The 11,211-nt window shown below is 59.9% G+C and carries 8 protein-coding genes; 3 read left to right on the forward strand and 5 right to left on the reverse strand.

The features are described 5' to 3' along the window. Positions 1–2: 2 nt before the first annotated feature. On the forward strand, positions 3–1,139 hold the full coding sequence (gene pqqE, locus F2P67_RS21365; protein ID WP_425511027.1) for a pyrroloquinoline quinone biosynthesis protein PqqE: 1,137 nt from the start codon (positions 3–5) through the stop codon (positions 1,137–1,139). After that, positions 1,105–2,916: a S9 family peptidase gene (locus tag F2P67_RS21370; protein ID WP_166223340.1), complete on the forward strand. Its 1,812-nt coding sequence runs from the start codon at positions 1,105–1,107 to the stop codon at positions 2,914–2,916. The genes pqqE and F2P67_RS21370 overlap by 35 nt, the downstream gene beginning before the upstream one ends. A 148-nt stretch (positions 2,917–3,064) precedes the next feature. Here the strand turns inward: F2P67_RS21370 and F2P67_RS21375 are convergent, their stop codons facing one another. Beyond that, entirely contained in the window at positions 3,065–3,223 is a 159-nt protein-coding gene (locus tag F2P67_RS21375; protein WP_003228885.1) for a YqaE/Pmp3 family membrane protein, read from the reverse strand. Between the two features lie 196 nt (positions 3,224–3,419). Further along, on the reverse strand, positions 3,420–4,703 hold the full coding sequence (locus tag F2P67_RS21380) for an aspartate aminotransferase family protein (protein ID WP_166223342.1): 1,284 nt from the start codon (positions 4,701–4,703) through the stop codon (positions 3,420–3,422). A 169-nt stretch (positions 4,704–4,872) separates the two neighbouring features. Between F2P67_RS21380 and F2P67_RS21385 the strand changes: the two genes are divergently transcribed. Then, entirely contained in the window at positions 4,873–5,793 is a 921-nt protein-coding gene (locus F2P67_RS21385) for a LysR family transcriptional regulator (RefSeq protein ID WP_166223344.1), read from the forward strand. A 227-nt stretch (positions 5,794–6,020) separates the two neighbouring features. On the opposite strand, the gene F2P67_RS21390 is transcribed toward F2P67_RS21385, so the two are convergent. The 3 genes from F2P67_RS21390 to F2P67_RS21400 all read right to left on the reverse strand — a co-directional run bounded on the left by F2P67_RS21390 (position 6,021) and on the right by F2P67_RS21400 (position 11,158). Next, a complete protein-coding gene (locus tag F2P67_RS21390; RefSeq protein ID WP_166223346.1) occupies positions 6,021–7,799 on the reverse strand; it encodes an acyl-CoA dehydrogenase C-terminal domain-containing protein in 1,779 nt (592 codons plus the stop codon). A gap of 182 nt (positions 7,800–7,981) precedes the next feature. Beyond that, positions 7,982–9,778: an acyl-CoA dehydrogenase C-terminal domain-containing protein gene (locus tag F2P67_RS21395; protein WP_166223348.1), complete on the reverse strand. Its 1,797-nt coding sequence runs from the start codon at positions 9,776–9,778 to the stop codon at positions 7,982–7,984. 90 nt (positions 9,779–9,868) lie between these two features. Further along, the gene (locus F2P67_RS21400) at positions 9,869–11,158 is read right to left on the reverse strand and encodes a GGDEF domain-containing protein (protein ID WP_166223350.1); all 1,290 of its coding nucleotides are present in this window, start codon (positions 11,156–11,158) and stop codon (positions 9,869–9,871) included. Positions 11,159–11,211 lie beyond the last annotated feature (53 nt).

The raw sequence follows: 11,211 nt of genomic DNA on the forward strand, positions 1-11,211 counted from the left end.
CGGTGCAAGTCCCGCCCAAACCGGAAATCGGCCTGCCGCTGTGGCTGCTCGCCGAGCTGACTTACCGCTGTCCGCTGCAATGTCCGTACTGCTCCAATCCACTGGATTTCGCCGAGCAAGGCAAAGAGCTGACAACCGAACAGTGGATCAAGGTATTCCGCGAGGCGCGGGAGATGGGTGCGGCGCAACTGGGCTTTTCCGGGGGCGAACCGCTGGTGCGTCAGGATCTGGCCGAGCTGATCCGTGAAGCGCGCCAGTTGGGTTTCTACACCAACCTGATCACCTCCGGCATCGGCCTGACCGAGCAGAAAATCAGCGATTTCAAGAAGGCCGGGCTCGACCACATCCAGATCAGTTTCCAGGCCAGTGACGAGCAAGTGAACAACCTGCTCGCGGGCTCGAAAAAAGCCTTCGCGCAGAAACTGGAAATGGCCCGTGCGGTGAAGGCCCACGGCTACCCGATGGTGCTGAACTTCGTCACCCATCGGCACAACATCGACAAGATCGACCGCATCATCGAGCTGTGCATTGCGCTGGAGGCCGACTTCGTCGAGCTCGCCACCTGCCAGTTTTACGGCTGGGCGCAGCTCAATCGTGTCGGCCTGTTGCCGACCAAGGAACAACTGGTGCGCGCTGAACGCATCACCAATGAATACCGCGCCAAACTGGAGGCCGAAGGGCATCCGTGCAAGCTGATTTTCGTCACTCCGGACTATTACGAAGAACGCCCGAAAGCCTGCATGAACGGCTGGGGCAGCATCTTCCTGACGGTCACACCGGACGGCACCGCCCTGCCCTGTCATGGCGCCCGACAACTGCCGGTACAATTTCCCAATGTGCGCGACCACAGCATGCAGCACATCTGGTACGACTCGTTCGGCTTCAACCGCTTTCGCGGGTATGACTGGATGCCCGAGCCGTGCCGCTCCTGCGACGAGAAAGAAAAAGACTTCGGCGGCTGTCGCTGCCAGGCGTTCATGCTCACCGGTGACGCGAGCAATGCCGACCCTGTGTGCAGCAAATCCGAACATCACGGCGTGATCCTCAAGGCCCGCGAAGAAGCCGAGCACGCCACTCAAACCATCGAACAACTGGCCTTCCGCAATGAACGAAACTCACGCCTCATCGCCAAGGGCTGAGCCTTTCAGCGCCTCGCAAGCCGTCGCAGCCGGGATGGATTTCGCCGAGCTGCTGCTCGGTGCAAACGGTTTGTTCTGGAACGAATATCGACCGGAAGAGGCCGCATGCCGGATCTGGCACTGGCGCGATGGCGTGGCGAAATGTCTGACGCCAGGCGGTTTCAGCGTGCGCAGTCGGGTGTACGAATATGGCGGTGGTGCGTTTTGTCTGACGCCTGACGGGGTGGTTTTCGTCGCCGAGGCGGATCAGCAGTTGTATCGGCAGGATTTGTCTGGAGCACCTGAGGCGTTGACTTCGGGTGAGTGCCGTTATGGCGATCTGCAGTTTGCGTTCGGCCAAGTGCTGGCCGTGGAAGAACGGCACGACCTGCATCGACTTGTAGCGATTGATCTGGTGGACGGAACGCGGCATTTGCTGGCTGAAGGTGCAGACTTTTACGCCGCGCCGACTGTCAGCCCGGACGGCAAGCGACTGGCCTGGATCGAATGGAGCCGGCCGCATCAGCCATGGACATCGACGCGGTTGATGGTGGCGCAGCGTTTACCTGGCGGTGCACTCGGTTCGGCACGCTGTGTTGCTGGTACCGAGATTGAAGAATCCATTCAACAACCGCGATTCGATAACGAAGGTCGCCTCTATTGCCTGACCGATCGCGGCGGATTCTGGCAGCCGTGGGCTGAGAGTTCTGAGGGTCTGGAGCCATTGCCCGCCGCGCCAGCCGATCACGCTCCAGCGCCTTGGCAATTGGGCGGCGGCACTTGGTTGCCTGTTGAAGATTCGGTTTTAGCCAGTTGGAGTGAAGGTGGTTTTGGCCGTCTGACATTGGGCGATGAAGACTTCACTGGCGACTACAGTCGCTTCCGTCATCTGGCTTTGGATGCGCAGTTTATTTACTGCATCGCCGCCTCGCCGATCAGTCCTTCGGCGGTCATCACCATTGATCGTGGGACGCGTGAAGTGAAAGTGCTGGCCGGTGGCGTGGCGCCTTTACCCGCTGAACGCATCAGCCGTCCGCAAACCCTGCGTTACCCGACCAATACGGGTCATGCGCATGGTTTCTTCTATCCAGCCATGAACGATGAGGCGCAACCGCCACTGGTGGTGTTCATCCACGGTGGCCCGACATCGGCCTGTTACCCGATACTCGACCCACGCATCCAGTACTGGACGCAACGCGGTTTCGCCGTTGCCGACCTCAACTATCGCGGCAGCAGCGGTTATGGCCGGGAATATCGTCAGGCGTTGCATTTGAGCTGGGGCGAGGTGGATGTCGAGGATGCTTGTGCTGTGGTGAGCTATCTCGCCGAACAGGGTTTGATCGACGGTAATCGCGCGTTCATTCGGGGCGGCAGCGCGGGCGGTTACACCACGTTGTGCGCGTTGGCGTTCAAGCAGGTCTTCCGCGCTGGCGCCAGCCTTTACGGGGTCAGCGACCCGGAGGCGTTGGCTCGGGCGACGCATAAGTTCGAAGGCGATTATCTGGACTGGCTGATCGGCGATCCCGAGCGAGACGCCGAACGCTACGCCGCCCGCACGCCATTACTGCACGCAAACAACATCCGCGTGCCGGTGATCTTCTTCCAGGGTGAACTCGACGCCGTGGTCGTCCCGCAACAGACCCGCGACATGGTCACGGCGCTGGAGCACAACGGCATCCCGGTCGAGGCCCATTACTACCCCGACGAACGCCACGGCTTCCGCCGCGCGGCCAATCAGGCGCATGCGCTGGAACAGGAATGGAAGTTTTATCGGCGGGTGATGGGATTGGCGGACTGATTACCGCGCCCCATTCAAAACCGCGTTGCCCCATTCGCGAGCAAGCTCGCTCCCACAGGTTCTTTGGTGTACACAAAATCGATGTACGACCGAGACTACTGTGTGAGCTGGCTTGCCAGCGTTAGCGATCTATCCGACGGCGGAGGACTCAGCGTTTGGCGATGATGTACACCGCATGCACGATCCCCGGAATGTAGCCGCACAACGTCAGCAGAATGTTCAACCAGAACGCCCCGCCAAACCCGACTTGCAGAAACACACCCAGTGGTGGCAACAGAATGGCGATGATGATTCGAATGAAGTCCATGGGTCAGCTCCTGAATAGGGGTTGGCTCACTTGAGCCATACAAGCTAATCGACCCGCACCGTTCGTCAGGGTTCAGTGCGATCGCCATTTGTTTGCCAGTATCCATTGTAAAAAAACGCCCCACGCCAAAAGAATCAGGCGTGGGGCGTGCGTTATACCGCGAGACGGTTCTTGAAATCGGGCAGGAAATTTCAGCTCAGACGGCAATCCCTTTGCGGCACTGCAGTTGTGCAGTGCGCACGCGCGCGAAGGCCCGGGCCAGGCGCAGGAGCATTTCGTCGATGTTGGTTTTACTCACGGTCAGTGCCGGGGTGAAGCGCAGGCAGTTGGCTTGAGGCGCATTGAGCAGCAGGCCTTCATGCAATGCAGCGTGAACGACGGCATCGGCGGAATCGTCTGACAGGGTCAGTCCATGGAACAGGCCTTGACCGCGCAGTTCACCGTGGCCATAACGGTGCGCCAGTCGCGCCAGACCTTCGTGCAGATGTTGGCCATTTTCTTTGACCTGTTCGAGAAAGCTGCGGTCTTGCACGGCGTCGAGGACGACAAGACCGGCCGCCGTCATCAGCGCGTTGCCGTGATGCGTGCCGCCGAGTTCACCCGCGTCGAAACAACATGCCCTGCCCCGCGCCAGCAGCGCCGCCAACGGCACGCCGCCGCCCAGGCCTTTGCCGAGCACCACGATGTCAGCGCGCACGCCAAAGGATTGTTCGGCGAGCAAGCTGCCGCAGCGACCGATGCCGGTCTGCACTTCGTCGAGAATCAGCAGAATGCCCAGTTCACGACACAGACGTTCGACGCCTTTGAGGTAATGCTCGGTTGCTGGTATGACGCCGGCGTCGCTCTGGATGGGTTCGAGCATGATCGCCACGGTCTGCGCATCGACCGCCGCGTGCAGCGCCGGCAAATCGTTGAACGGCACCAGATCGAACCCCGGCAGCAGCGGCGCAAAGCGGTTGTGCAGATTGCAGCTGTCCGAGGCGGAAATCGTCGCCAGACTGCGGCCGTGACAACCCTGCTTCGCGACAATAATCCGCGAAGCCCCGCCGCGATGCAGCTGGCCCCATTTACGCGCCAATTTGATCGCTGCTTCGCACGCCTCGCTGCCGCTGTTGAGCAGGTACGCCTGATCGCTGGAGGTGCTGGCGCACAGGCGCTCGGCGAGGCTGAGCATGCCGCGATTGTGCAGATTGAAACCGGGATTGATCAGCGCCTGGGCCTGGCTGGCAATGGCTTTGACCAGCGCCGAAGGGCTGTGGCCAAGACTATTGGCGCCGCCGGCCTGGGAGAAATCGAGGTAAGCGCGGTCGTTGCTGTCCCACAGCCAGGAACCCTGGCCGCGAACGAAGACCTGCTGCGGCCGTTCAACACTTGGCATCAGGCGCTCGGTACTCAGGCTGTCGTCAATAGCTGATTGGCTGGCCTCGAACGCCAGGTCATCAAGGCTCGGCGCAGAACGCCGCAAACTGAACAGATTCATTGGAAAAAACCTCGATTGAGGTTTTTTGAACTGCCTATGCAAACACTCTTGAAGCTGATGCTGGTCATCGCGCTTTCTGGCCCTATAAGCCTTGTGAATGCGGTTAGACTAGGCTCACTGCAGGCGTCAGGCCATTTCGATTTACCAGCATTTTCGATAAGCATTACTTATGGATTTCAAACAACTGCGTTATTTCGTCGCGGTCTACGAAGAAGGCCATGTCGGCCGAGCCGCTGAACGCCTGTCGATCTCGCAACCAGCGCTGTCGCAGCAGATCCGTCAGCTTGAACAAAACCTCGATGTGACCCTTTTCGAGCGCAGCAGCAAACGCCTGTTGCCAACGCTCGCCGCGCACACGCTGTACAACCACGCGCTGCCATTGCTCGACGGCTTGCAACGGGCGCGGGAGGCACTGGGCAATTTCAAGGGGCAGGCGCTGCGCACGCTGGCAATTGGCGTGCTGCAAACGGTTCACACCAGTCTGGTACCGCAAATGCTCGAGCGCGTGCGCAAGGCGCAACCGCATCTGGTGGTGCAGATTTATGAATTGACGGGACTGGAGATCGAGCGGCGTCTGCTCAATGGCTCGCTGGACATCGGCATCAGCTACTTGCCGCCACGTCAGCCCGGTCTGCAGGGCGTGATGTTGTACGAAGATGAACTGACACTGGTGATCCCGGCGGATCATCCGTTGCGCGAATTCAAGAAGGTCTCGATCCGTCAGGCGGCCGAGTTGCCGATGTTGCTGTTGGGCGAAGAATTTCAGATCCGCCAGATCTGGCAGGCGCAACTGGCCAGTCTCGGTCGTCGTCCGCAGGTGCAAGCCGAGCTGAACAACATGGTGGGGATTCTCGACAGTCTGCCGCACACCAAACTGGCGACGGTGCTGCCGGGGCGTTCGCAGAAGGAGTACGACGATCAGGATCTGTTGTGGAAACCGTTGAGCGAGCCACGGGTGCCGCTGAAGGTCGGATTGGTGTGTCGCGATGTACAACGACAACAGGCGTCTTTGGCGCTGTTGCGCACGTTGCTGGAAGAAGTGATGGAACGCGAGGAAAAACGTGCGCCGCCGCTCGATCCCTTGGCCTGAACACTTTTCTTCAGGCAAAAGAAAACCCCGCCGAAGCGGGGCTTTGCAGACTGTTTCCCTGACATCCATTTCACTCCGCCACCCTGGCAGAATCCTACGTGTCCGTGTTGTTGCTTTGCGCTTCCTGCGCGACGTCCATGAAATGTAGATTAGCTGTGGATCCAATCTACGCATATGGGAGAACAGCAGCACGTCATGTAAGAGAATGCTTACATGACGTTACCTCATCAGAATTGCGCCGCATCCAGCAGGAAAAGCGATTCGCTACCGGCCTTCACCGACGCGCTCAACGAATGAATACGCGGTAGCAGACGGGCGAAATAGAAGCGCGCAGTGCCAAGCTTGCTGGCGTAGAAATCGTCCTGGGTTTCTTTGCCCAGCGATGCTTTGGCCATCAATGCCCACATGTAGGCGTACGCCGTGTAACCGAATGCTTGCAAATATTCGACCGAAGCCGCGCCGATTTCGTTCGGGTTGTTTTTCGCCCGATCCAGCAGCCAGGACGTCAGCTCGTCGAGGGTATCGACGGCGTCATTCAGCGGCTTGGTGAACTCGCCCAGATCAGAACTGGCGGTCGCGGTGAAATGACGGATCTCGTCGGCGAACAGTTTGTAGAACACCCCGCCGCTGCCGACGATCTTGCGCCCCACCAGGTCCAGCGCCTGGATGCCGTTGGTGCCTTCATAAATCTGGGTGATGCGCACGTCACGCACCAGTTGCTCCTGGCCCCACTCGCGGATGTAGCCATGGCCGCCGAAGATCTGCTGGCCGTGGACGGTGGTTTCCAGACCCAGATCAGTCAGGAACGCCTTGGCCACTGGCGTCAGCAAGGCAACCAGATCCTCTGCACGTTTGCGGGTGGCGGCGTCTTCGCTGAACTTGGCGGTGTCGAGTTGCATCGCCACGTAGGTGGAGAACGCGCGGCCGCCTTCGTTCGAGGCTTTCATGGTCAGCAGCATGCGACGCACGTCCGGGTGAACAATGATCGGATCTGCAACCTTGTCTTTGTTCTGTGCGCCGGTCGGCGAACGGCTCTGCAGGCGATCGCGGGCGTATTCGATGGCGTTCTGGTACGAGCGCTCGCCGGTGGCCAGGCCCTGGATACCGACACCCAGACGCTCGTAGTTCATCATGGTGAACATCGCGGCCAAACCCTTGTTCGGCTCGCCGACCAGATAACCCACGGCTTCGTCGAAGTTCATCACGCAGGTCGCGGAAGCCTGGATGCCCATCTTGTGTTCGATCGAACCGCAGTTTGCCGGGTTGCGCGCGCCCAGACTGCCGTCGGCGTTGACCATGAACTTCGGCACCAGGAACAGCGAAATGCCTTTCGGGCCTGCCGGCGCGTCCGGCAGTTTGGCCAGCACCAAGTGAATGATGTTTTCGGTGAGGTCGTGTTCGCCACCGGTGATGAAGATCTTGGTGCCGCTGACCTTGTAGGAACCGTCGGCCTGAGGCTCGGCCTTGGTGCGAATGATGCCCAGGTCGGTGCCGGCATGCGGCTCGGTCAGGCACATGGAACCGGCCCAGACGCCGGCGTACATGTTCGGCAGGTAGGCGGCTTTCAGCTCTTCGCTGGCGTGGGCGTTGATCGACAGGCAGGCGCCGGCGGTCAGCATCGGGTAGAGACCGAAGGACAGGCTGGCGGAGTTGACCATTTCTTCGACCTGAGCGGAAACAGCTTTGGGCATGCCCATGCCGCCGTAGGCCGGATCACCGCCAACGCCGACCCAACCGCCTTCAGCATAAGTCTGATAAGCCTGTGGGAAACCGGCCGGCGTGGTGACGGCGCCGTCGGCCCAGTGGCAGCCTTCTTCGTCAGCGGCACGGCTCAATGGCGCGATGCTTTTGCTGGTGACCTTGCCGGCTTCTTCGAGAATCGCTTCAACGGTCTCAGCGTCGACAGTCTCGGCCAGCGCCGGCAACTCGGCCCAGAGTTTGGCGACTTCGAACACTTCATTGAGGACGAAGCGCATATCGCGCAGCGGCGCTTTGTAGTCAGCCATGGCAAACCTCGCAGGATGTAAACAGGTTATTCGTGAAGGGTGTTTTCGTTGAGCCGGAGTGTAACCCAACAACTTTTGCGACACATAGGGTCAGGCAGTGACTGTTTTGTTATCTTTAGTCACCAACAGTCAACCAAAAAGAAGCCCGCGATCAGCGGGCTCTTTTGTTTAACAGGGACGTTTTACAGCGCGAACAACTGCGACGGCAGTTTCATCAGGCAATCGCTGCCCGCTTCGATCGCCGCACGGTGCGCCGCAGTACGTGGCAACAACCGCTTGAAGTAAAACTCGCATGTCGCCAGTTTGCCCTGACAGAAATCGCCATCACCCTCACCCGACTCCATCTGTGCCTGGGCGACCAGCGCCATGCGCAGCCACAGATAGCCGAGGATGATGTAACCGCTGTACATCAGATAATCCACTGACGCGGCGCCGACTTCGTCCGGGTTTTTCATCGCCGCCATGCCGACCTTCATGGTTAGCTCGCCCCACTGCTGATTGAGGCCATCGAGCTGCGCAACGAAGGCGCCCAACTGCGGATGTCCAGTGTTGGCGGCACAGAATTTGTGGACGATTTTGGTGAAGTTGCGCAACAGCTTGCCTTGGCTGCCGAGCACTTTGCGCCCCAACAGATCCAGCGCCTGAATGCCGTTGGTGCCCTCGTAGATCGGCGCGATCCGGCAATCTCGGACCAACTGCTCCATGCCCCATTCACGGATGAAACCGTGGCCACCGAACACCTGCATGCCGTGGTTGGTCACTTCCAGGCCGGTGTCGGTCATGAACGCTTTGCAGATCGGCGTGAGGAACGCCAACAGGTCTTCGGCCTCCTGACGCGCTTCGGCATCCGCGCTCAGGTGTGCGACATCGAGCATCTGCGCGGTGAAATAGGTCAGCGCCCGGTTACCTTCGTTGAAGGCTTTCATGGTCAACAGCATGCGCCGCACGTCCGGGTGGACGATGATCGGATCCGCCGGTTTGTCCGGGGCTTTGGCGCCGGTCAGGGCACGCATCTGCAAGCGGTCGTTGGCGTATTTGATCGCGCCCTGAAAACTCGCCTCGCCCAGACACAAACCCTGCATGCCGGTACCGAGCCGCGCATGGTTCATCATGGTGAACATGCAGTTCAGGCCCTTGTTCGGCTCGCCGATCAGAAAGCCCTTGGCGCCGTCGAAGTTCAATACACACGTGGCCGAGGCCTTGATGCCCATTTTGTGTTCGATCGAACCGCAGGAAACGCCGTTGCGCTCACTCGGCTCGCCCGCCGTATCGGGCAAAAACTTCGGCACGATGAACAGCGAAATGCCTTTGGTCCCTGCCGGTGCGTCCGGCAATTTGGCCAACACCAGATGGATGATGTTCTCGCTCATGTCGTGTTCGCCGGCGGAGATGAAAATCTTGCTGCCGGTGACCGCGTAGCTGCCGTCAGCCTGCGGCACGGCGCGGGTCTTGATGATGCCCAGATCGGTGCCGCAATGGGCTTCGGTCAGGCACATGGTGCCAGTCCATTGGCCGGCGGTGAGTTTGCTCAGAAAGGTTTCTTTCTGCTCGGCGGTGCCGTGGGCGTGGATCGCCGACATCGCGCCGTGGGTCAGGCCCGGGTACATGCCCCACGAAGTGTTGCTGGAGCCGACCATCTCGCTGATCACCAGGCCCAGCGAACCTGGCAGCCCCTGGCCGCCGTAGGTGGGATCTGCCGCCAGACCGTGCCAACCACCCTCGACGTATTGTGCGAAGGCTTGCTTGAAGCCTGTAGGCGTTGTCACCACGCCGTTGTCGAAATGGCAGCCCTCTTCGTCACCACTGCGATTGAGCGGCGCCAGTACGTTCTCACAGAACTTCGCGCCCTCCTCGAGGATCGCGTTGATCATGTCCGGGCTGGCGTCGTGGGCGCCGAGAGCAGCGTAGTTGGCGTGAAAGTCGAAGACGTGGTCGATCAGAAAGCGCATGTCGCGCAGGGGAGCTTTGTACTCAGGCATGGTGGCTTCTCCGTCAGCAGATCGCTTCAAGCTACTGCCGGCTACCACACCCCACAATCATTGTGCGGACGCTGAATGCGCCGTCATCACTCAACCCGCAGCGCTGTCCATGCGCACCGCGCCGCGACGGTTTTGCCCGTAGGCCATCACACAGTTGCGCCCCGCGCCTTTAGCGGCGTACAGCGCTTCGTCGGCGGATTTCAGCACTTGTTCCGGGTTGCGCTGCTCGATCCGCTCGGCAACGCCGATACTGACCGTGACCGAAACGCTGGAAGCACCGGAACCGGCGCGACGTTGACGGCCCTGCTGATCGTCCTGCGGACGGTTTTCCTGATTGCGCAGTTGGATGTTGTAGGAGGCAATCGACTCGCGGATCACTTCAAGGTGCGGCATACACTCTTCAAGGGTTTTACCTGCAAACACCAGGGCAAATTCCTCACCACCATATCGATATGCCCTACCGCCACCACTGATTTTCGACAGCTTGCTGGCGACTAATCGCAGCACTTGGTCACCGACGTCGTGGCCGTGGGTGTCGTTGAATTTCTTGAAGTGGTCAACGTCGCTCATCGCCAGCACATAGTTGCGCCCCAGGCGCTGCATGCGTTCGTTGAGTGCGCGGCGCCCCGGCAGACCGGTAAGTTCATCGCGGAAGGCCATTTGGTAAGCCTCGTGCGCGACGGCGGCGGCGATCATCAGCATCACCTGGCTGCACATGATGTTCAGGGTGAACGGCAGGATGAAGGTTTTCGGCAACATCCAGAACACCCCGAGTAAACCGACCAGTTGCGCCGCGTGCAGCGGACGCGGGTTGCGCCAGTACTGCCAGGCCAGCAGCAGGAACGCCGAGATGAAAACCGGATACGACAGCTGGATCAGGCTCATCCATGCGCCATGCAGCGCCGGCCAGCGGATTTCCGAAAGCCACATCAGCAACGCCTGTGGGTAACTTTGCTCAAGCCCCAGCGCGACGCTGCCAAAGGCAAGCAGCACGGCGAACCGCGCGACCATGTCCTGAAACAGGTGCGTGCGTTCCTGCCACGCGGCGAACAATCCGAACAACAGCGGCAGCAGCAGGCAGACCAGATGAAAGACCACAGCGGCGTCTTCGCGCACCTTGCCGTTGTCGCGGTAATAGTCGGTCTGGGTGTCGAGCAAAAAGTAGGCGATGTACACCGTAAGCATCAGAAACAGTTCGCGCTGACGCCGGTAAACCGCGCAGTACGCGCCGCCCAGCAACAGCACCAATGTCGGCAGTACATTAAACAGAGACGTGAAGAACACGTTGAGGTCTTTGACGTACGCAGCCGCCAACCCCGCGAGTAACAACAGCAGTGAAGGTAGAAAATGGCTGAAACGTACAGCGGAAGAACGCGGCAAGGGTAAAGCTCCGACCCGTCATATCAAAGAGATGGCATTGTGCCTGCAATGTG

Source organism: Pseudomonas atagonensis, assembly GCF_011369485.1.
Taxonomy (GTDB): Bacteria; Pseudomonadota; Gammaproteobacteria; order Pseudomonadales; family Pseudomonadaceae; genus Aquipseudomonas; species Aquipseudomonas atagonensis.